Here is a 21,423-nt window from a genome sequence, read left to right on the forward strand (position 1 = left end):
CTATGAAATTTGATGTATTTACCGAGATGGGATATACAGTGCGGTCGGCAAGTACATTGATCTTGAACGTGCATGCCATGCGCACGCCCCACCAGGCTGTTTTAAAAGAAACATTTACCATTGATCCTTACTTAAAGACCGAAGAACTTATACCCGCCGGCACCGAGAACCGCCTGATGCGCTTTGAAATTACTGAGCCCGGAAACGTTAAGGTTACCTATAAGGCAACGGTTGATAACAGCTACACCCTCACCAACCATGAGCAGGAGGGAGATGTGCCCGTGGCCCATTTTGACCCGGCCATACTCCCCTATTTGTACCCCAGCCGTTACTGTCAGTCGGATAAGTTATACAGGCTGGCTAATAATATGTTTGGGCATATTGACAACCCTTTTGCCCAGGTAACCGCACTTACCGAGTGGATACACAAAAACGTGCAATACCTTAGCGGCTCAACCAACGCGCAAACATCGGCTTATGATACAGTTACCGAACAATCAGGCGTGTGCCGTGATTTTGCGCACCTGGGCATTGCCTTATGTCGCGCGCTAACCATACCTGCAAGGTACTTTACCGGCTACTCATACCTGTTAAAGCCTGCCGATTTTCATGCCTGCTTTGAGGCTTATTTGGACGGACAATGGATATTATTTGATGCTACCAAACTGGTGCCCCTTAATGGCCTGGTTAAAATAGCCACCGGCCGCGATGCCGCCGACACCGCCTTAGCCAACATTTTTGGCGATGTTATATTTACCAGCATGATCGTTAGCTGCACACTTGCCGAAGGCGAAACTTTTGAACCCATATTTTATACTGTCGACGGTTTTACCGGATTGTCTTATTTATAGCCCACCAACCTGCTTGTTTTGTTACGCGTAACAGTTAATGTGCAACTAATACAGTAGCAGGTTTACATTTCATATTGGCATAAATAATCTCCGACCTATAGGCTACTTTGTTTTTCGCAGATAAATATCTCCCCCAATAGATTTCATTAAAATTTCTGCACCACCGCCATTTATTTTCCCGGTTATTAGATTGCCGGCGCTCGATTTTGGTTCAACGTCAAATTCTGAATTCGCTTTGCCAAATTCAGTTTGTAACTTTACATTTGCCTTTAATGTTAAGGGCAGACCCACTTCTATGATACCCCCCACATTGCTGAAGGCCAAAGGAGTGCCTTTTTTCACCGAGTTCATATCTACTTTTATATTGCCTTTGTTTGTATGTGCCGATACAGACCCGCTGATGTTTGACATAGTGATATTTCCGGCTGCCATTGAAATTTCATGATCGCCGTTCACGTTAGCTACCTTTATATCCCCGGCAGTTAAATTTTTTAGAACCACCGAAAAATTCCGCGGAACTTTTATAACAAGATCAACTATCCTGGGTTTTTCAACCACAATTTTCACAACGTTATCCGCTTGCGAAACATCTAAATTTGAATCTTTTTTTGATGCGTCTTTCGCGTCAATATTACCGGGATTTTGATTTGAATTTATAGGATAATAAATACCTTTATAGCTTACAATTACATCGGTTCCTGAATAGCCCACGACATTTATTGTACCGTTAAAAATTTCAACATCCAATTTTCCCGCCTTTGCCGGTTCAGTTAATTTAACCGTCATTTCTTTTTTGTCCTGGCATTTTGCAGGTTTAAAGGCTATTAAAGCCAGTAAGGCAATTACTATAATTTTAATACTTCTGCTCATCATCATCTGCTTTATATTGTTTCTAACTTTTGTACGGTTTGTTCCAATTTGCGTTTACTCATATCATTCATATCCGGTTGTTCTTTCAGTATTTTTTTTAGGGACCTGACCGATTTTTTTTCCTGCAATTGCAGCATGGCATCCGCCAAAGCAATTTGCATCAGTTCTGAATCCTGGTTAACAATCGAGGCCACCAGGCCTTCCCGTACTTTGGGGTTATCTGCTAATTTAACCAACGCATCTAAGGTTACTAATCGTACGTTTTCGTTGTCATCAGTATTCAAGGTGGCAAGTAATGCGTTTATCACCTTGTCATTAACGGTATGCAACTCATGTGTGTAGTTAACGGCCTTCATACGTTCAGTAGCGGTGGGGTTTTCAAGCATGGTGAGCATAATGGTTTGTTTTTTATCATTTAATTGCTGGCTCAAGTCTTCTATTACGCTTCTTTGTGGCTTCAAAAAAAGGTACATGATCATAGCCCCTATAATAAGCAACAGTATGGAGTAGGCCCAGTTATATCGCGTCCTGTACACCAACAAACCGGTTAATTTTTTCCAGGTACTTGCAAACTGATTAGTTTGGCTATGCGCTTGCTCCAGTTCAAAGGTATTAAGCATAGCCTTAAAATTAGTTCTCATTTCCGGGCCGGTCTCAGGCACTTGCCGTATATCCAATCCTTCCCAAACCTGCTTTACCTCGTTAAATTTGGCAGTAAAGGCTTGCGAAGTGCGCTGTAAACCCTCTACCTCTTTTCTTTCAGTTTCTGAAAGGCGCCCTTGCAGATAATCCAGTATTTTTATTTCCAGATCTATATTTTCCATGGCATTTAATTTTTCTTGTATAATTTTTTCAACTCCTCTACTGCTCTAAATACTTTAACCTTTACATTACCTTCAGTAGTTTTCAATATTTCGGCAATTTCTCTATAAGGCAATTCCTGGTATTTGCTTAAAATCAGTATTTCCCGTTGGTCAGCCGGCAAACGGGAAATGGTATTTTCTAATTGTGCCCTTGCTTCGTTGTGTTCAAAGTTTTTTTCCAGATCATGTTCAATCAATTGGCTTTCGTTACCTGTAAAATCTGCCTTGTAAACCATACGGTTACCTTTTTTTGCCGAGTTTATCAGTGTATTTCTGGCTATCTGGTACATCCAGGCTCTAAAAGCCCCATCAGCCGAAAAAGTATTCCTGTTTTTAAGCATCAGGTAAAACACCGTTTGTACCAGATCCTCACTTTCAACACGTTGCCCGGTTTGGTGAAATAAATAACCAAATAAGGGTTTATGGTACCGCTCAAAAAGCAAGCTCATTTTACCGAGATCGCCGTTTTTTACCATCAGCATTAAACTGTTATCTGTTAACTGATCCAATTATTAAGTTGTTTAGCCGGTTAATTTGCTCTATTGCGCTCATCAGAAGCGGCAGTAGAACGTGACCTGGCAGATTTTACGTTTGTGTTTCCAAATTTATAACTGAAGCTAATAGCAACAGACCTGCTGGTTGATTTATTACTTGAAATATTATTAACACCGGTAGTGTTAACCGTGCCATAAAAATTATTAGTGGCAAAAATATCATTTGCCGATAAGCTCAAATTCGCCTTACCATCCCAAAGCGATTTCCTCACTCCGAAATTTACAGCATATTGTGGTTTAACTTTAATCTGACCATAAATATTCTTCGAGTTATAGTTTATTGAAGCTTCAAGGCTTATTTTTTTCGGCAACTTAAAAACCTGGCTCGAATAAAAGTTATAAGGTACCACATTGTAATCCAATAATGAATTAGATACATTTCCGTAATATTTAACATGTTGTACTGAAAAACTGTTGTTGGCCGTCCACCAGTTAGTTAAGATTACAGGAAAAGTAACACCCAAATTAAGAACGTTTTGTGTAGCCAGGTTTTCGGTAGTTACGTAGGTGACCTTAGACGGATCAACGTTTGTTCCTGCAGTTGAAGCCACAATTTTAGCATAAGTAGCCGGATCGTCAATTGCATTCTTGTAAACTTGTGCCATAACATCGTTAGTTGCGCTGTAACCCAACGAAAAAATGATGGAATGTTTTAAGGTATAATTTATACCAAATGAATTAGTGAACGAAGGTTGCAGATTTTCGTTACCTAACTCATAGCTATAAGGATCAGCAAAACTAAAATAAGGATTTAATTTACTATAAGCCGGGCGGTCAACGCGACGACTAAAAGAGTATGATATTTCGTTGTTTTTATCTATCACTTGTTTTAAAAAAACACTCGGAAACAAGTTAACATATTCATGGCTTTTATTTTGGTTAAGTGTTATTGAATTTCCGTCGGCTTTAGTGTATTCCACACGTAAACCAGCTTGTAAGGTCCATTTCGGGCTAAATTCCTTATTAAATGTACCGTATAAAGCGTCAATATTTTCCGTGTAAATAAAATGATTTGTCCTGCCGGGATCTACAGCATCATTTTTAAAATATTTAAAGTCATTATCCGAGGTTACCCAACTGCTTTTTGCGCCTAATTCAAGTTTGGCTTTATTTTTTATGGGTATTGAGTAATCTAGTTTGCCTGCCGTAATATGGTAAATATTCGGGATATCATTTGTAATGTGAAGTGGTGCTGCATTCTCCTGGCCGTTCGCGTCAAAAAAAAGTGTATTTAAACCATGCTCATAGCCACGATTATTATAAATAGAATGATCAATATCAATGGTTAACTCCCGGCCAGTTGTATCAAAAATGTGTTTAAAATTAGCGTTGAAAGTGGTATTTGCCCACGCATACTCAACAGTTGAATTGGTTTTTAGGCTACTTTGTAGTATGCCATCAGGGGATTTAATATAATCATTAATAACGGATGGTGAAGGGTTTTCAAAATGGCCATCGTTGCCGCTTATTAAAATTCCCATAGTTGTATTTTTGTCCGAAAAAAAATCTACCCCCGCCTTATAATTTAAATTATGCGTTGCAGTGACGCGATAATTATATAAGTTGTATACTGAATTACCCAACATATTAACGCTTGCCGCATTAGTTGTACCTCTGGTATTACTGAAGTTAGCGTTTCCAAACACATTAACTTTTCCCTCCCGGTTATTTAAACTGAGGCTGGTATTATATCGGGGTGATAGTCCCAGTTTTTTATAACCCAAAGCGCCGTTAGTTTCAGTTATAGCTACGGTAGGCCCAAACATAGCCCCGGTACCCGCGCTTATACTGCCATTGGTGCCGAAATTTTTGTTTTTAATACTTACAATATTGATAATGGCTTTACCGGCGGCATCATATCTTGCAGATGGGTTTGAAATTATCTCCAGTTTATCGATTTGGTCGCTCCGCATATTTTTTAAAAGGTTAGTCAAATCACTCTGCGACATATACGTTTGCTTACCATCCATATAGATCATAATGCCCGATTTGCCATTGAGCATAATATTATCACTTTGATCAATTGACACCCCCGGCGCTTTTTGCAAAAGTTCAAACACAGTGTTCCCGGTAGCAGCAATACTGCTTTGTACATTCATCACCAATTTATCGCCCTGCATTTCTATCAAAGGCTTTTGCGCCGTTATTGTTACCGACTGCAAGTCCCGGTTTATAATTGCTAATGATATTGGAGGTAAAGTGATAGTTTGACTATCAGCCGAAAGCGTAATTTTTGATGAATAATATTTGTGATAGCCCGTATATGTTGCTGATAATATATAGGTTCCACCTGCCAGTTTATCAAACACAAAGGCACCGTTATCATTGCTCAGCAAACTTTTAACAACAGTTGAATCTTGCGACCTTAATAACAACATCGTGGTAAAGCCAATAGGTTCGCTTTTTTCATTTAAAATAACACCTGTAATTTTGCCATTGTCGGTATTAGGCTGGGTTTGCGCTTTAACCACTAAATTTATGGCCAGATATATTATTAATAGTAAAATTATTTTTTTCATGATTTAATTGATAATAGCTGCAATTCACCAGGGTTGCCGACTTAGCCTTGATGAATGGTTTTGTGAGTGATTACACCCAACCAGTGATGAGGTTACATTTCTTTAAAAATATTTCGGGAATACTCAAAAAAAAGCCGCCCGTAATTACTTTCGGGCGGCCATCAATCAGTTTATGGAAAAACCGGCAACTATTAAAAAATGTCGCAATGTGAATACATATAACAATGCATGAGGTTACGACGATAATATACAGGATTTATCCCTGAGGGTCACTGTTTAAGTACGTAAGTGCTTACCCCGTATAAATACCAAAGCCATAAAAGCCCCTAAAAAGCCAAGCGCCGCGCTGATACGCATAATATTGGCATAGGCTGCAATGAATCCGGCTTTATAAGCTTTTGCAATAACAGGTTTATTGGCGGGGCTGATTGCCGCGGGTACTTTGGCGTTACCCAGGTCGGCGGTTTGCTGCATAACGGTTTGTTTATCTTTGGCATTAAGTGTAACGGTTTTTAGTTGCTGCTGTAAAGCTCCCGAAAAAAACAGCACGGCCAGCGCGCCAAATATGGCGTTAGCAAATACACCGGATATACGCGTCATGGCATTATTAATACCCGATGCCGTTCCCGAAAAATGCTCATCAACCGACCCCATTACCGCGGCGGTAAGCGGGGCCACGGTTAATGACATGCCCAACCCCAACACCAGCACCCCGGGGAAAAACGTTACCCAATAATCAGGCGGACCGGCGGTTTGTTTAATAAACGACAGAATGAGCAACCCTGCCCCGGCAATGGCGGGGCCGAAAATTAAAAACAGCCGCGGGCCATACTTATCTGCCATACTGCCTGCAAAGCGGGCTATAGTTACCATCAGCACCGTAAAAGGCAAAAAGGTAAGGCCCGATTGCAACTGGCTATATCCCTGCACCTGCACCAAATTAAGCGACATGAACAACATACCTGCCCCCAATCCGGCATATAAAAAGAAGGTGAGCAAATTTGCCCCGCTAAAGGTTGTGTTGGCAAATAAACTTAACGGCATCATGGGGTGGCTGCTCTTTATTTCTATCACTATAAAAACAACCAGGAACATTAAACCCAGCGCCAATGAGCCATAAGCTTGTAAGCTGCCAAAGCCAACGGCAGGTATACGCAAAAAGCCAAAAGTTAGTAAGGCAAGCCCCGCAGCTATGGTAACGGCCCCGGCAATATCAAGTTTGTTGTGATTGCTTTCGTCTTTTATCTCCTTTACTTTAAAACCCAGCATGAGTAGCGTGGCCAGGCCAATAGGTATATTGATAAAAAATATATAGCGCCACAGGCCCGCGTCGGCAAGGGCACCGCCCAGTATGGGGCCACCCATAGTTACTACCGTGGTAAAGGCCGACCACGTGCCAATAGCCTTACCCCGCTGCTGCGCGTTGATGGATGATGATATCAATGACAGGCTACCCGGTATCATCAATGCGCCGCCAACGCCCTGCAAAACTCTAAATATAACCAGTAGCGTAACACTTGCTGCCAATCCGCACGCTGCCGAGCCTATAATAAATATTAAAATGCCGGCCATAAATACCTTTTTTCGCCCCAGTTTATCGCCCATGGCACCACCAATTAATATCAGCGAGGCCAGCATGAGCAGGTAGGCGTTGAGTATCCAAAAAATGTCGGCGCCGGTAGCTTTAAGGCTTTGTTGTAAGGCGGGTAGCACCACGTTTAGGGCGGTAGCATCAATAAAAGCCATAGCCGAAGCCAGGATGGTTGATACCATTATCCATTTGCCGGCGGCGCTGTTTAACGAAACTGTTGCCATAACTTGCTGGGGTTTAATTTTAAACCGTGTACAGGTAAACCTGTTTGCTTAAAGTTATAAAAGTAAATGGTTTAGATAGGAAAACTAAATAATCACAAACGGCAATTAAAATTCCAGAAACACGCCCCCTTCAAAATAAAATATAGAAGCTGCATTATAAAGTCTGGCTGAAATTGACGGCGGTAATTGATTTTTTACGATAGCATAGGTTGGTGTCAGTTCAAACATAAAGCGCCCAACTTTATATTCAAACGGAACTGATAATTCAAAATCTAATAATTCAAATTGGCTTAATTTACTGATATATGCCGAAATAATTGGATTTGCCTGGTTGGCGCTTAAGTTACCCCCTCTTATTTTTTTAGTGTTAATTAAATATGAATCATAAAAATTTTCCGTGCCTGCATTGACCGTTATAGTTGGAGAAATCGTTAATTGATCTTTATCGCCAAAAATTCTTTTCAATAAAAAATCATGCGATATATCTAAGCTCACAATTGCATCGTTGTTAATTTGCCTGTCGTTAATATTATAATCAACACTTAATGACGGACTGATTATATCACCAATATCATAAGTTATATTGCCATTAATGATGCTTGATATGGAAGATGCAATTTGCGTTGATGTTGAGCCATAAAACATTTTTGTGAAGCTTGCGCCCCCGGAAAGGTTATCCGTAATGTCAAAGTTATAGCCACCCGAAAGTTCTCCCCCATCTATTTTACCCTTCTTTTTCTTAGGATCGTAATAAAGGCTGCCCGAAAAAAAAATGCCATTACTAAGTGTATACTTTATTTCGGGCATAATCAATGGCGTTGTTGCAGTATCGGCCCGGCCATAAAAAACAAAGTTGTTTACAAACTTGCTCCCTATTTTAAATGTGCCGTTATCTGCAGTATTTGATTTTTCGGTTTCTGTTTTGTTTTCAATATCCGGTATGGCTACTGTTTGGCTAAATGCTTTGCATGAAAAAAGAAGCAAAAAAACAATAGTAAATTGTTGTAGAGGTTTAATCATAATAGGGGCTTATTTATATAAAGGTATTTAAAATTTAACAAACCTCATGAATGATTTTTGGGCAGAAAAATTCGTGAATAATCATTGAATTGTTACAAAAAATGACCTTTTTTGTAACAAACCGCAATTCAATTTAATTAATAAACTTTTCATTAAATTAAAAAAATGCCATTTTACAGCCATTAAAGTAAAATATATTGCAATAAATTCATTAAAAAATTACCCTGAAAAAAAAATTAAAAACAATGTAACATTGTTGATATAAAAATTGTATATTTATAATACCAATTTAACCAGAGAGGAATCTTGATATGAAAAATGTATTTCTAGCAGCTTTGTTGGCCCTGGGCCTGACAACTGTAAAAGCCCAATGCCCTATCAACGAAATTTTAACTACCCGCGATATACAGGTGGTAGCCAACATGATTGAAAGCAATACTGATTGTATTAAACAATCATTAACGCAAAACCCCGAGTATAAAACGCTTAAAATGTATGTAGACCGTTTATATAATGGTGCCAGGCCGTGGGTATACCATACCTACCCTGCAAAAGAAAAACTGTTTAATGACTTTTATGCAAAATGGGGCAATGAATATCCTACCCTACGGTCAGCGGCTCCAACATCTGACGAGTTTAAGAAAGATGTAGCCGCCATGGTAGCTACCGACCCTGAATTTTTTAAACAAAACAAAACTACCGATGTACCGATACAATACAAACAATGGCTGTACGTACAGGATCTGAAAAAACGGTATGGCGAAAACAAATTATTGAGTTTAACAAATGCAACTGCTAAAATTGCCAACCTGCAAGTGGTTAACGATAACTACGCAGGCAATTGGTAAGTACGATAAATGACTATTGGTTTTTAAAACATCCGCCAGGGACAGGCGGGTGTTTTTTTTAGCCCCATCCCTAAACCTTTTGTAAGGTAGATGAGTTTGTAAGCCTTTTTCTAAGTAAGTATCTCGGCAATTTCATCATAGCCTTTATCGCGGGCCAGGTCGGCAGGTAGTTTGCCGCCTTCCATGCGCACATTTACTTCGGCGCCGCTTTCTAACAGTATGATCAGCATTTCAAGGTTACCGTATTGTGCCGCGGCATGTAAAGGCGTACTGCCTGCTTGCTGCTTTACATTAACCTGTGCGCCGCTTTCAATAAGCAAGCGCAAAATATTGGTATAGTTACCCGCCGCGGCCGAGTGTATGGGATATACATTAAACCCGTTTTTTGAGGGCAGGTTAACATCGGCACCCTTTAATACCAGCAGACGCGCCACCTCGTACTGACCAAAATAACAGGCCAGGCCCAGGGCGGTAAAGCCATCGCCGGCATAATCATCAATTTTTTCGGGATGAGTGGTTAGCAGGTGCGCCACGGTATTAAACTGACCGGTAGCCGCCGCTTCAAACAGGCTTACATCATCAACACAGGTTAGCAATACCTCTGTAATTTGAGGCATTTTATAATAGCACGATAGCATTAGCGGCGATACCTGGTGCGAGGTAGGCATGGTGGCCAGGGCCGGGTTTTGCAGCAACAGGTTTGTTAGCCCGTTTACATCACCATTGGTAATGTATTCTTCCAGTTTTTCCATGCTCATATTCCAATATTACTAAAAAATTAAAAATTCTGCCAAATAAGTTGTTTAATCTATTAACTTTATATTTGTGCTTTACTATGCACTTTACTAATGCCGATAAAAGGAAACCAGTTTAAAACCAATAATTTTAAGGAAGAAAATTTACCCCGACAAACATCGGCCAAGGCAGAACGGGAGCGCCCGCTTAAGCAAAAGGCCGAAAAAATGCCCGCTTTTGATTTGCACGATGGCAGGCTGATAAAAATTATAGGTTTATTTTTCTTTATAGCTTCTGTATTTTTCTTTATAGCCTTCACCTCGTACCTATTTACCTGGCAGCAAGATCAGAGTTATGTATCTGCCGCAAACGGCGGCTGGCACAACCTGTTTAAAACACAGCAGGAATTGATTGACAATGGCATTAAGGACCCTGTGGTTGATAACTGGCTGGGCAAGTTTGGCGCCTTACTGGCCAATCAATTTATATTTGAGTGGTTTGGCGTGGCCTCGTTCATTTTTATTTTTATATTTTTTGTGATAGCCTACCGTATGCTGTTTAAAGTGCGGTTATACGCCTTAAACAAAACTTTGGGCTATGGTTTGTTCGGTATTGTTTTTACCTCGATAACTATTGGCTTTATACACGGCTTTATTAGCGATTACCCCCATTTTTTAGAGGGTCAGTTTGGTTATTGGAGCGTATTGTTGATGAACGCGCAAATTGGGCAGCCAGGCACCGGCGGATTGCTGGTATTTGCCGCCCTAACGGTACTGATTATAGCTTATAATATTGATTTTAAGCTGCCGGCCCGCAAGGCCAAACTCATGACCGAACCCCTACCTGTTGGCGATATTGTGCCCGAGCCTGTCGACCTGGTAGATGAAGAGATATCGTTACCTGTTGAGTGGCCCAAAGGCGTTAATACGGTAAAAGCCGAACCTTTAAAAGGCGAAGAACTGGTGCCCGAGCCGCTATTTCATGAACCGGTAGTTTTAACTCCGGGGCCTGTTTTTCATGATGCCGATGAGGGCACCGAGATACCGTTGACTATTGAAACTGAAAGGCCAAACCCGATTTCGAACGTAGAAAAATCAGACGACGAAAAAGCAAAGGCGCTGGTTGATGAGTTTGGTACTTACGACCATACGCTGGAGCTGGCATCCTACAAATATCCGCCGCTTGAATTGCTGGAGAATTACGGATCGAACAAAATATCGGTAAACTCGGAAGAACTGGAAGCTAACAAGAATAAAATTGTTGAAACCCTTAACCATTACAATATTGAGATAGATAAAATTAAGGCTACCATTGGCCCAACGGTAACTTTGTATGAAATTATACCTGCGCCGGGTGTCCGCATCTCTAAAATAAAAAACCTGGAAGATGATATTGCTTTAAGTTTGGCTGCCCTGGGCATACGTATCATAGCGCCTATGCCGGGTAAGGGCACCATTGGTATTGAGGTGCCTAACCAAAACCCCGAAATGGTTTCTATGCGGTCGGTACTGGCTACCGAGAAATTCCAGAATACCACGATGGACCTACCCATCGCCCTGGGCAAAACCATATCCAACGAAGTCTTTATTGCTGATCTGGCCAAAATGCCCCACCTGTTGGTTGCGGGGGCAACGGGTCAGGGTAAATCGGTGGGTATAAACGCTATTTTGGTATCGTTACTTTATAAAAAGCACCCGTCCGAGTTAAAGTTTGTACTGGTTGACCCTAAGAAGGTAGAGCTTACGCTTTTCCGCAAGATAGAAAGGCATTTTTTAGCCAAGCTGCCTGATGAGGCCGACGCTATTATTACCGATACCAAAAAGGTGGTAAATACGCTTAATTCGCTTTGTATTGAGATGGACCAGCGGTATGACCTGCTTAAAGACGCGCAGGTGCGTAACCTTAAGGAGTACAACCAAAAATTCATCAACCGCAAAATAAGCAACCCCGAAATACACCGCTACCTGCCCTTTATTGTGTTGGTGATTGATGAGTTTGCCGACCTAATGATGACCGCCGGTAAGGAAGTGGAACAGCCCATAGCGCGTATTGCGCAGTTGGCACGGGCCGTGGGTATACATTTGGTTATTGCCACACAGCGGCCATCGGTAAATATTATTACGGGTACTATTAAGGCCAACTTCCCGTCCAGGCTGGCGTTTAGGGTACTGTCTAAAATAGACTCGCGCACCATATTGGATACCGGCGGCGCCGACCAGTTGATTGGTCGTGGTGATATGTTGTTCTCTACCGGTAGCGACCTGATACGGCTGCAATGCGCCTTTGTGGATACGCCGGAGGTAGAAAGGATATCCGACTTTATTGGCAACCAGCGCGGCTACCCTACCGCCCATTTACTGCCCGAATATGTAGGCGAAGGCGAAAGCAGCGGCAGCAAAGATTTTGACCCGGACGACCGTGACCCGATGTTTGAAGAAGCCGCGCGTTTAATTGTGATGCACCAGCAGGGATCAACCTCGCTGATACAGCGCAAGCTAAAACTGGGCTACAACCGTGCCGGCCGTATTATTGACCAACTGGAATCCGCAGGTATAGTGGGGCCGTTTGAAGGTAGCAAAGCACGGGAGGTACTATATCCTGACGAATATTCGTTGTTACAGTACTTAGAAACTTTGGAGAATAAGGATTGATTTAAACCTTTAAATTAATAAACACTCTATTAAACACCGCCTGTCATTTCGACCAAAGGGAGAAATCTATACACATGCAAGTGCGCTAACCAATGTATAGATCTCTCACTACGTTCGAGATGACAGTCAGGAAAAACACACTATCAAACCACCTGTTTACCACTATGAAAAACATTATCTACACCCTTTTATTTATCAGTTTATCCATTAACGCCTTCGCTCAAAAAGATGCGCAGGCAAAAGCTATTTTAGGTCCGGTGAGTCAGAAATATCGCTCCTTCAACGCCATAAAAAGCGATTTTACGTTTACGCTGGATAATGCGCAGGCGGCCATGAAGCTAACCCAAAACGGCACGCTGATAACCGAGCCTAAAAGCAACCGCTATAAAATAATTTTATACAGTCAGGGTTCAACAACACAGGTAGAGCAGGAGATCATCAGCGATGGCAAAACCCAGTGGGTATATAACCGCGATGATAAAGAAACACAGGTAAGCACCACCGGGCATAGTAACGACGACTTTAACCCCGCCCAAATTTTTACCATTTACGAGCATGGCTATAAATACCTGTACACCGGCGACCAAAAAATAGCCGGAAAGGTTTGCCAGATGATTGACCTTACCGCCGAAAACACCCAAACCCCCATTTTTAAAGTGCGGCTGGGTATTGATAAGGTCCAAAAACAAATTTACAGCGCCCTGGTATTTGATAAAAACGGCAACAGGGTAACCTACACTTTAAAAACCTTTACCCCCAACCCGCCGGTAACCGCAGCGACATTTACTTACGATGCCAAAGCACATCCGGGTGTTGAGTTGGTGGATTTACGATAGCTTAAAGCGAAAAGCAGAAGGCGTAAAGCACTTTACCTCGCTTTCTGCTTTGGTCTTTCAGCTTTCAGCTTAAAAAGTTAAATTTACAATCCGATGCTCACCCTCACCACCCATACGCTCGAAAAACTGGAACTGCTGTTAAAAACGGCGGGGTACAAAGTGCGGTATGAAAAGGGTAACTTTAAAACCGGGGCCTGTTTGCTTCAAAGCAGTAAGATCATTGTGATAAACCGTTTCTCCAATTTAGAGAGCAAAATACTGGCCATTGTTGACCTGGCCCGCGATTTGGAGATAGACTATAACCTACTCGACGAAAAACAGGTGGCATTTTTACAGCAGATAAAACAAACCAAACTACAGCTTTGACAGTAACTTTTTTAGGAACCGGGACCTCGCAGGGCGTACCTGTAATTGCCTGCGGCTGCGAGGTATGCACCTCTGATGACGCGCGCGATAAAAGGCTGCGTTCGTCCATTATGGTTCAGGGCGATAAAACGGTGGTTATTGATTCGGGGCCCGATTTTAGGTACCAAATGCTGCGCGAAAAGGTACAGCACCTGGATGCCATAGTATTTACCCATGAACATAAGGATCATGTAGCCGGTTTGGACGATGTGCGGGCGTTTAATTATAAGCAAAACTCGGCTATTGATGTATATGCCGAAGAGCGTGTACAAAAGGCTTTAAAAAACGAGTTCCATTATATATTTGCCGAATTTAAATACCCCGGCATACCGCAAATAAGCATTAATACTATTACCGGCGAACCCTTTAACATTGGCGAAATCACCTTCAATCCTATTGAAGTAATGCATTACCGTTTGCCGGTAAAAGGTTTCCGTATTAATGATTTTACCTATATAACTGATGCCAAAACAATAACCGAAGCGGAGATAGAAAAAATTAAAGGCAGCAAAATACTGGTAATAAACGCACTGCAAAAGCAAACCCATATATCACATTTCACCCTCGAAGAAGCGATAACCTTTGCACGCGAAATAGGTGCCGAACAAACCTATCTTACCCATATCAGCCACCGTTTGGGCAAGCATGAAGATATATCAAAAGAGCTACCCGCCGGCGTTGAGCTGGCTTATGATGGGTTAAAATTGGAGATATAATTTTTTTTTACCATATTACCTACAACCTTAGTTATTTATTTATATTTGTTTTAGCGGTAGTTTTTTGACCGGCATAAACCTATAATAATTAACCATCACGATGAATAGCAGAATTTTGGGCTATATGCTGTTACCGTTTTTATTATTTAGCTTTTTGATGGCCGGAGCACAGGCTATAGCCGACAAAAACTTAAGGGGAAGTTTATCCCTTTTAAAAGCTGTACACGAGATTAGGCCCATAGAAAAACTATACCTGCAAACCGATAAGCCCTACTACACCACCGGCGATACCCTGCGGTTTAAAGCCTATTTATTGAATGCCGATTACCTCACGCCGTCTGAGCGTAGCGGGCTATTGTACGTGGAACTGGACGGCGGGGATGGCAAGAGCGCCAAACGTATCATGGTACCTGTAGAGAAAGGCCTTGCCTGGGGCGATATAGCTTTGGATAGCAAAACCATTCCGGATGGCAGCTATACCCTGCGGGCCTATACCAACTGGCAGCGCAACTTTGGGGAAGACTACGTATTTAAAAAGGAAATAACCGTAGCCGCTATTAAAGGCGACGTTTTATTGGTAAAAGCAGGTTTTGCGCAAAAAAATGAAAAAGTAGAAGGTGTATTGCAATTTACGTCGTTAGATGGGCACGTGCGGGCATTGCAGGATATGCAGCTAAAGGTAATGAATAGAAGGAAGAACCTGTCGAAAGATAAACTGACCACCGGAATAGACGGCACTGTGAAAGTAAACTTTGATGTACCGCAGGGAGCGAATATTAACGATCTGTTTATCAAAGCTCAAGAAGTAAGCAAAGCCACCGCTGACCTTACCGAACTAATCATACCCATAACTATAAACAGACCTGAGAATACAGACATACAGTTTATGCCCGAGGGCGGCAGTCTGGTAGCAGGTATACCCGCCAAAATAGGCGTAAAAGCCATAGCCGAGGATGGCAAGGGGACGAACATAACCGGAACCATAACCGACAGCAAACAACAGGAAGTAGCCCAATTTAAAACCACCCATGCCGGTATGGGCAGTTTTACTTTTACGCCAAAGGCGAATGAGGCCTATACCGCCAAAATAACCAACAACACCAAAACCTATACTTTACCAACAATAAACCCAACAGGCACAACATTAAAACTAACCCAAACAGCAGACTCGATACAAATAACAGTAAGCGCAACCAATCCAACAATTCCAACCACCTACTACCTGATAGGCCAATCGCGAGGCGTAGTATGCTATGCGCAAACCATTACCCTGAATAATAATCAACAAATCAAATCAGCAGCAACAAATCAGTTCCCGACAGGGATAGCCAGGTTTACCTTGATAAACAGTAACCACGAGCCCATTAACGAGCGACAGGTGTTTGTAAATCATAACGATGAGTTAAATATCAGTATAGCTACCAATAAACCAAGTTATACTATACGCGACAGCGTAGCCTTAGCCATCATGGTAAAAGATAAAGACGGCAAACCGGTGCAGGGCAACTTCTCCTTAGCGGTAACTGATGACAGTCAGGTAAAAACCGACAGCTTGTCAACCAATATCCTATCCAATATGCTACTCACCTCGGACCTAAAAGGGAACATAGAAGACCCAAACTATTATTTCATCAACCCGGAAAAAAAAGAACAAGACCTGGATAACCTGCTGCTGACCCAGGGATGGGTGGGGTATAGTTGGCCAGAGATATTTTACCCCAATAGTAACCCAATAAATTACCAGCCCGAAACGGAGTTCACCATAACCGGTAAAGTGACCAATGTTTTTGGTAAAAAAATAGAAAAATCAAAAGTGACGCTGCTTTTAAATAAACAATTTACTGTAGCTGATACCTTAACAGATAAATTGGGGCGGTTTACGTTTAAAGGTCTGTTCCCGCTTGATTCGGCAGTTATAAATTTGCAAAGCCGCAACAAGCGCGGAAAGGAATTTAATGTAGGCATAGAGGTAGATGAATTTAAGGCACCTGAATTTAAACCCACCTTATTACAAGCACCCTGGTGTGTAAACAGCGATAGTTTATTACTTAAAAACACGCAAACAAAAGCGGCGCAATTACAAGCCATAGCAAATTATAATGGCGAGGGAAGGATGTTAAAGGAAGTGATTATAAAAGACAAGCGAATAATAAAGGACTCGAAAAACCTCAATGGTCCGGGCGAGGCGGATGAAATACTGGATGAAGATTTTATGCACCAGGCAAAGCACCAAAGCCTGTACGATTTATTGGTGGCAAAATATAAAGACCTTTTTGAAAAAGAAATTTACCCCGGCGGCAGGTTTGCTTATCATTTAAAACGCCATTCTGTCCATTTGGTTATAGATGGGATATTTATTGAAAAGTTTAGATTACCGGTAGCCGACTACATGGACTACTTAGCTGCCGATGACATTAAGGGTATCGAAATAATGAACAGTACCAAATACGCAACGGCCTACGAGCCGGACTACGCTCATATATTAGTCGCGGCTCCTGAAAGGTCTGTACCTATATTTTTAGAAATTACCACATACTCTGGCAATGGCGCCTTTTATAAAAAAACACCTGGTATTTATTTGTATCGGCCCCTGCCTTTTACCCTGCCCAAACAATTTTACAGTCCCAAATACACGATTGATAGCAAAAAAGTGGCTATGGGTACTGATTTGCGCTCAACTATTTATTGGGAGCCTAATGTTATCACCGATAAAGACGGCAAGGCAACCGTTAATTTTTATAGCGCGGATAAACCATCAACATATAGCGTTATTATGGAAGGGGCAACTTTAGATGGTGGCTTGGGGTATAAACAGCAAAAAATAAATCTTTCATCAAAATAACGTTCAAACTAATTTTTTGACAAAAAAAATGGCCCCGGATTTCGGGGCCATTTTTGATATTAGTAACGTCTGTGGTGACGTACAATTACTCGTCTGCGTATAACTCTTTCGCGAACAACTCTATGGCGTACATAGGGCCTTCTGTATACATGGCGCCTGTAAACTACTACCGGGCGACGATGTTCTACGATTACGGTACGGCGCGGCGGCGGTGTACCAACGTTTACCCCTACCCTTACCTGAGCATTTGCAGCCTGAAATGTGCAGGCCATTATTAATGCTACTATTGTTAATTTAATTGCTTTCATAGTGTTAGTTTATATAATAAATAACGCTTATCGTTATTGTACATCTATGACAATCAACCCAACAAATAGTTTAAAAAAAACCATAACCAACCCCTTAATTCCCTATAACTACCTATTAATCATGTTCATAAAAAACAAGCCTGTTGTTCATTTGCTGCAAGCGGTCATTTAATAGCTCAACCCGTTGCAGCAAATGGGTTATGGCCTCAATACCGGCAACATTAATTTCGAGCTCGTTATGCAGCCGTATCATTTTTTCCAGCTTTTGCAGTTCGCTTTCGGGTATAAAGGTTTGTTTATCAACCTCAGTAATTGTTACCAGCCCCGCCTCATGTAATGAATGGATAAACGTATCTTCCACATGATGATAAACACAAAAATCGGTTATCGTAATTAAATGCTTTGTTGCCATAACTTTTGGTTTTATTGGTTAGGACTTAGCTATTTCTTCAAATAGCTTTTTCTGATGATCGGTTAAGTTGGTAGGTATTAGTATATCATAAGTAAGATACAGGTCTCCAAATTCATCGGCCTTTTTATATACCGGGAGGCCCTTGCCTTTAAGCTTTACTTTGGTACCATTTTGCGTTTCGGGCTTAACTTTCACCTTTACCTTTCCGGTTAGGGTTTCGGCAGTTATTTCGCCGCCCAGCACGGCTGTATACAGGTCGAGCTTAATGGTTTTATACAAATCGCTGCCTTTACGTTTAAACCGCGGATCCTCGTCCACTAAAAATTTTATAAACAGATCGCCCGCTGGGCCACCGTTTACACCGGGGCCGCCATGCCCGGTAATTTTAATGGTTTGCCCGTTCTCAATCCCCGCAGGGATAGTTATGCGGATGTTTTTACCATTAACGGTAAGCGTTTGCTTATGTGTTTCGAGCGTATCAATTAAGTTAAGCTGCAATTGCGCGTTAAAATCCTGCCCCCGGTAGCGCGATTGCCGCCCCCCTCCTGCCGCTTGTCCGCCAAACATGGATTGGAAGAAATCAGAAAAATCTCCGCCGCCGCCAAAATCTTCAAAGCCGCCGCCCTGCCCGCCATAGTTGTATTGCTGGCGGCCCTGTTGCTGCTGTTGCCTGGCCTGTTGTTCGTACGCTTCGCTATGCTGCCAGTTTTCGCCGTATTGGTCGTACTTTTTGCGCTTTTCGGGGTCGCTTAAAACCTCGTTGGCTTCATTTAGTTGCTGAAACTTTTTGTTGGCTTCGGCATCATTCGGATTAAGGTCGGGATGGTATTTTCGCGCCAGTTTGCGGTAGGCGTTTTTAATATCCTTCTCCGACGCCTTTTTGTCAACCTCTAAAATTTTATAATAATCAATAAAGGGCATAATGTTTAGTTGTTATTACTAAACTTAAAGATACAATAATAGTTTTAAGCCCCCTCTAAATCTCCCCCGGTTGGGGAGACTTTTTTATTTTCAATTAAAGCCCTCCCTCCCGGCTACCGTGTACCCACATCTTTTGACTATCTATGTCCCGTTAGGGACTACCTATTTGTAGTCAAAAAAACAGAGAAAAAATTGAGCCATCGGCTCTACCCTAAACTGTCCAGGTGGGCAATAGCGTTCAAAAAAGGGTAGCCACTACGTGGCACAAGCTAAAACTCAAGCTATTTTCTACAAATAGGTAGTCCCTAACGGGACATGTCATTAAGTTAAGGAAAACAGAAGCTTAAATAATATCGAATAATGAATTTTGAATATCGAACATCGAAGTTTTAACTTCATTATTCGACATTGGACATTCTGTGTTCGATATTAAAATGGGACTCCATACCTTAACTTAACGATATTGCCCTAACGGGACATATAATCACATTTTTTTAAATTAAAAAGATGGGTACACGGTAGCCCTCGCGGGGAGGGTTGGATGGCGTCTACAGATCCGTAACCCGGGTATGGCTGCGCTTAACGTAGTTGCGTATATCCAACACTATACCGGCAAAAATGTACATGATAAGCGGAAAACCTACGGCTAAAAATGAGGAGTAGATAAAAAACAACCGTATTTTGGATATAGAAACATTAAAGCGTTCGCCAAGATAAGTACAAACCCCAAAAGAATATCGTTCAAAAAAAGTGATCACCCGTTGTAACATATCAAACCAATTTTAGTATTTTATTACCAACGCTGCATTGCAGGCATTTCTTATAATTGCAATAATAGTTTTTTAATTCCAATAATGCCTGACTTTCAAAAGCAGAATTGGCTTTTATGCCCAATGAGTCAAAATCAGCAACTATATTGTTCTGCTCGCCCGGCAAATTTTCTAATAGCTTAAGGCTCCTATCCATAAAATGCTGCAGCTGGTGCTGCTTGCCATAACTAAACAAAAATAATACCAATGTATTTAAAAGTAATACATCAATGGAGGCCGCGCCCAGGTTTTTTGACGAAGGTTTTGATGGTTTATCAAAACGGAAATGATCATCCCAATAAGGGTTAACTTTAATATCGGCAAACAGGTTGCGCAGGCCGGCCACGTCTCGCGTATCTAATACTTTTGACAGCAGGTGATTGGAGTTTACAATAAGCGCGGCGAACTGTGCCAGCCTTATGGTTGGAAAGTTTTGGGGCCGCAGCCGCATAAACTTCCATAAATGGGTTTCAATAGGTTTAAGACTGTACTTTTTTTGCAGAAACTGATACTCGGTTTTTAATTGCTGTGGATAGCTATCCTCAAAATCATCATTTAAAAACCCGGCCTGTCCAAATATCAAAGCTTCAATTTGCAGTGGGTTGTTTTTATGTTTGGCGAGAATATTTTGCGGCAGGCTTTTAGCCATCAGTTCAAAAGGCACGGCATTTACTTTAAAGCCAAAATTGGCCGCCAGATGCTGGTAAAAAGTTTCTTCCCAGTCGCCGCGGTTGGTTTGCAGACTTTGGCTCACAACTTCGGCCCGTTTTTCCAGTCGCTCAATTAATATACGGGTAAACCAGGTGCGCAGGGTAAAATCATCAACGTTGCGGATGCTGTTTTCGCAGGGGATGATGGTTTGGTTACCAAAAACCAAGGTGTGGTATCTTTGATAGAGTTCAGCCGGTATGCGGTCCTTTAATTCCAGCGTAGGTACCCGGCGGCCATCTGCCAAAACCAGCGGCACGTCATCACGGTAAACAACATGGAGTATTACATTATTATAAGCGCTATCAGTATTGTGGTTATGCTTTTGCCAGTCGGATGAGGAAAGGTGCAGCTCTACATTCCCGGCCCAGGTGGTATCGCCAATTTTAAGCCTGGCGTTATGAAAATCGGGGCCCGAATCGGTGTTATGCAAACCAACCGAATAAATTTCAATAGCATCGCCTGTGGTAGTTTGTAGCCCGGCGCGGTCAAACAGCCGGAACTTCCACACGTAATGCAGGAAATCTTCAGGGAAAAGCATATAGCAAGATAGGGAGACTTTGAAATAAAAACAAACCTAACTGAGCATTATGTGAGCGTAGTGCCTGATTGCGGTTGCTTCGCAGAGGTATTATAGTCTCAAAATACAACATCGTCCGCTCATGGCCGCGGAGGCCTAGTTCTTTTTCCTTAGAGAGGCTGTTGCGCAACTAACAAGGTGTTGATAACATAGCTTGTAT

At 41.8% G+C, this 21,423-nt stretch carries 19 protein-coding genes; 7 read left to right on the forward strand and 12 right to left on the reverse strand.

What is annotated here, in order from left to right; genetic code table 11:
* Window positions 1–2: 2 nt before the first annotated feature.
* Entirely contained in the window at window positions 3–851 is an 849-nt protein-coding gene (locus ABI367_RS11635) for a transglutaminase-like domain-containing protein (RefSeq protein WP_462228182.1), read from the forward strand.
* A 102-nt stretch (window positions 852–953) separates the two neighbouring features.
* Here ABI367_RS11635 and ABI367_RS11640 read toward each other — a convergent pair whose 3' ends face one another.
* The 6 genes from ABI367_RS11640 to ABI367_RS11665 all read right to left on the reverse strand — a co-directional run bounded on the left by ABI367_RS11640 (window position 954) and on the right by ABI367_RS11665 (window position 8,492).
* Window positions 954–1,721: a DUF4097 family beta strand repeat-containing protein gene (locus ABI367_RS11640; RefSeq protein ID WP_462228183.1), complete on the reverse strand. Its 768-nt coding sequence runs from the start codon at window positions 1,719–1,721 to the stop codon at window positions 954–956.
* Between the two features lie 11 nt (window positions 1,722–1,732).
* Window positions 1,733–2,545 carry a HEAT repeat domain-containing protein gene (locus ABI367_RS11645; RefSeq protein ID WP_462228184.1) on the reverse strand — a complete coding sequence of 271 codons (813 nt, stop codon included), beginning with the start codon at window positions 2,543–2,545 and terminating at the stop codon, window positions 1,733–1,735.
* Window positions 2,546–2,550: 5 nt separating this feature from the next.
* Window positions 2,551–3,093, reverse strand: coding sequence for an RNA polymerase sigma factor (locus ABI367_RS11650; RefSeq protein ID WP_462228185.1), 543 nt, complete (start codon window positions 3,091–3,093; stop codon window positions 2,551–2,553).
* A gap of 20 nt (window positions 3,094–3,113) precedes the next feature.
* The gene (locus ABI367_RS11655; RefSeq protein WP_462228186.1) at window positions 3,114–5,657 is read right to left on the reverse strand and encodes a TonB-dependent receptor domain-containing protein; all 2,544 of its coding nucleotides are present in this window, start codon (window positions 5,655–5,657) and stop codon (window positions 3,114–3,116) included.
* Window positions 5,658–5,933: 276 nt separating this feature from the next.
* Complete coding sequence (locus ABI367_RS11660; RefSeq protein ID WP_462228187.1) at window positions 5,934–7,472, reverse strand: MFS transporter; 1,539 nt, start codon at window positions 7,470–7,472, stop codon at window positions 5,934–5,936.
* A 105-nt stretch (window positions 7,473–7,577) separates the two neighbouring features.
* On the reverse strand, window positions 7,578–8,492 hold the full coding sequence (locus ABI367_RS11665) for a hypothetical protein (protein ID WP_462228188.1): 915 nt from the start codon (window positions 8,490–8,492) through the stop codon (window positions 7,578–7,580).
* Between the two features lie 311 nt (window positions 8,493–8,803).
* Between ABI367_RS11665 and ABI367_RS11670 the strand changes: the two genes are divergently transcribed.
* Window positions 8,804–9,340 carry a hypothetical protein gene (locus ABI367_RS11670; protein WP_462228189.1) on the forward strand — a complete coding sequence of 179 codons (537 nt, stop codon included), beginning with the start codon at window positions 8,804–8,806 and terminating at the stop codon, window positions 9,338–9,340.
* Window positions 9,341–9,450: 110 nt separating this feature from the next.
* On the opposite strand, the gene ABI367_RS11675 is transcribed toward ABI367_RS11670, so the two are convergent.
* Window positions 9,451–10,098, reverse strand: coding sequence for an ankyrin repeat domain-containing protein (locus tag ABI367_RS11675; RefSeq protein ID WP_462228190.1), 648 nt, complete (start codon window positions 10,096–10,098; stop codon window positions 9,451–9,453).
* A gap of 90 nt (window positions 10,099–10,188) precedes the next feature.
* Here ABI367_RS11675 and ABI367_RS11680 point away from each other — a divergent pair, with 90 nt between their 5' ends.
* The 5 genes from ABI367_RS11680 to ABI367_RS11700 all read left to right on the forward strand — a co-directional run bounded on the left by ABI367_RS11680 (window position 10,189) and on the right by ABI367_RS11700 (window position 17,525).
* Entirely contained in the window at window positions 10,189–12,726 is a 2,538-nt protein-coding gene (locus ABI367_RS11680; RefSeq protein ID WP_462228191.1) for a DNA translocase FtsK, read from the forward strand.
* 164 nt (window positions 12,727–12,890) lie between these two features.
* A complete protein-coding gene (locus tag ABI367_RS11685) occupies window positions 12,891–13,562 on the forward strand; it encodes a LolA family protein (protein WP_462228192.1) in 672 nt (223 codons plus the stop codon).
* A gap of 93 nt (window positions 13,563–13,655) precedes the next feature.
* Complete coding sequence (locus ABI367_RS11690) at window positions 13,656–13,928, forward strand: hypothetical protein (RefSeq protein WP_462228193.1); 273 nt, start codon at window positions 13,656–13,658, stop codon at window positions 13,926–13,928.
* On the forward strand, window positions 13,925–14,683 hold the full coding sequence (locus ABI367_RS11695; protein WP_462228194.1) for an MBL fold metallo-hydrolase: 759 nt from the start codon (window positions 13,925–13,927) through the stop codon (window positions 14,681–14,683). The genes ABI367_RS11690 and ABI367_RS11695 overlap by 4 nt, the downstream gene beginning before the upstream one ends.
* 100 nt (window positions 14,684–14,783) lie before the next feature.
* Entirely contained in the window at window positions 14,784–17,525 is a 2,742-nt protein-coding gene (locus ABI367_RS11700) for a hypothetical protein (protein ID WP_462228195.1), read from the forward strand.
* 59 nt (window positions 17,526–17,584) lie between these two features.
* Here ABI367_RS11700 and ABI367_RS11705 read toward each other — a convergent pair whose 3' ends face one another.
* The 5 genes from ABI367_RS11705 to ABI367_RS11725 all read right to left on the reverse strand — a co-directional run bounded on the left by ABI367_RS11705 (window position 17,585) and on the right by ABI367_RS11725 (window position 21,224).
* Window positions 17,585–17,833, reverse strand: a complete 249-nt coding sequence (locus ABI367_RS11705) for a hypothetical protein (RefSeq protein WP_462228196.1) — start codon at window positions 17,831–17,833, stop codon at window positions 17,585–17,587.
* Window positions 17,834–17,948: 115 nt separating this feature from the next.
* Window positions 17,949–18,245: a chaperone modulator CbpM gene (locus tag ABI367_RS11710; protein WP_462228197.1), complete on the reverse strand. Its 297-nt coding sequence runs from the start codon at window positions 18,243–18,245 to the stop codon at window positions 17,949–17,951.
* Window positions 18,246–18,263: 18 nt separating this feature from the next.
* Entirely contained in the window at window positions 18,264–19,166 is a 903-nt protein-coding gene (locus ABI367_RS11715) for a DnaJ C-terminal domain-containing protein (RefSeq protein WP_462228198.1), read from the reverse strand.
* Between the two features lie 548 nt (window positions 19,167–19,714).
* On the reverse strand, window positions 19,715–19,936 hold the full coding sequence (locus tag ABI367_RS11720) for a PspC domain-containing protein (protein WP_462228199.1): 222 nt from the start codon (window positions 19,934–19,936) through the stop codon (window positions 19,715–19,717).
* Between the two features lies 1 nt (window position 19,937).
* A complete protein-coding gene (locus tag ABI367_RS11725; protein WP_462228200.1) occupies window positions 19,938–21,224 on the reverse strand; it encodes a DUF2851 family protein in 1,287 nt (428 codons plus the stop codon).
* Window positions 21,225–21,423 lie beyond the last annotated feature (199 nt).

The sequence above is a fragment of the Mucilaginibacter sp. genome, assembly GCF_039935595.1.
Classification (GTDB): Bacteria; Bacteroidota; Bacteroidia; order Sphingobacteriales; family Sphingobacteriaceae; genus Mucilaginibacter.

What these genes read in the sequence shown, in the direction of transcription:
- ABI367_RS11635 (WP_462228182.1), top strand. Translation starts at nt 3, where the DNA reads ATGAAATTTGATGTATTTACCGAGATGGGATATACAGTGCGGTCGGCA.
- ABI367_RS11715 (WP_462228198.1), bottom strand. Translation starts at nt 19,166, where the DNA reads ATGCCCTTTATTGATTATTATAAAATTTTAGAGGTTGACAAAAAGGCG.
- ABI367_RS11725 (WP_462228200.1), bottom strand. Translation starts at nt 21,224, where the DNA reads ATGCTTTTCCCTGAAGATTTCCTGCATTACGTGTGGAAGTTCCGGCTG.
- ABI367_RS11685 (WP_462228192.1), top strand. Translation starts at nt 12,891, where the DNA reads ATGAAAAACATTATCTACACCCTTTTATTTATCAGTTTATCCATTAAC.
- ABI367_RS11680 (WP_462228191.1), top strand. Translation starts at nt 10,189, where the DNA reads ATGCCGATAAAAGGAAACCAGTTTAAAACCAATAATTTTAAGGAAGAA.
- ABI367_RS11705 (WP_462228196.1), bottom strand. Translation starts at nt 17,833, where the DNA reads ATGAAAGCAATTAAATTAACAATAGTAGCATTAATAATGGCCTGCACA.
- ABI367_RS11700 (WP_462228195.1), top strand. Translation starts at nt 14,784, where the DNA reads ATGAATAGCAGAATTTTGGGCTATATGCTGTTACCGTTTTTATTATTT.
- ABI367_RS11670 (WP_462228189.1), top strand. Translation starts at nt 8,804, where the DNA reads ATGAAAAATGTATTTCTAGCAGCTTTGTTGGCCCTGGGCCTGACAACT.
- ABI367_RS11710 (WP_462228197.1), bottom strand. Translation starts at nt 18,245, where the DNA reads ATGGCAACAAAGCATTTAATTACGATAACCGATTTTTGTGTTTATCAT.
- ABI367_RS11645 (WP_462228184.1), bottom strand. Translation starts at nt 2,545, where the DNA reads ATGGAAAATATAGATCTGGAAATAAAAATACTGGATTATCTGCAAGGG.
- ABI367_RS11665 (WP_462228188.1), bottom strand. Translation starts at nt 8,492, where the DNA reads ATGATTAAACCTCTACAACAATTTACTATTGTTTTTTTGCTTCTTTTT.
- ABI367_RS11660 (WP_462228187.1), bottom strand. Translation starts at nt 7,472, where the DNA reads ATGGCAACAGTTTCGTTAAACAGCGCCGCCGGCAAATGGATAATGGTA.
- ABI367_RS11720 (WP_462228199.1), bottom strand. Translation starts at nt 19,936, where the DNA reads ATGTTACAACGGGTGATCACTTTTTTTGAACGATATTCTTTTGGGGTT.
- ABI367_RS11640 (WP_462228183.1), bottom strand. Translation starts at nt 1,721, where the DNA reads ATGAGCAGAAGTATTAAAATTATAGTAATTGCCTTACTGGCTTTAATA.
- ABI367_RS11675 (WP_462228190.1), bottom strand. Translation starts at nt 10,098, where the DNA reads ATGAGCATGGAAAAACTGGAAGAATACATTACCAATGGTGATGTAAAC.
- ABI367_RS11690 (WP_462228193.1), top strand. Translation starts at nt 13,656, where the DNA reads ATGCTCACCCTCACCACCCATACGCTCGAAAAACTGGAACTGCTGTTA.
- ABI367_RS11655 (WP_462228186.1), bottom strand. Translation starts at nt 5,657, where the DNA reads ATGAAAAAAATAATTTTACTATTAATAATATATCTGGCCATAAATTTA.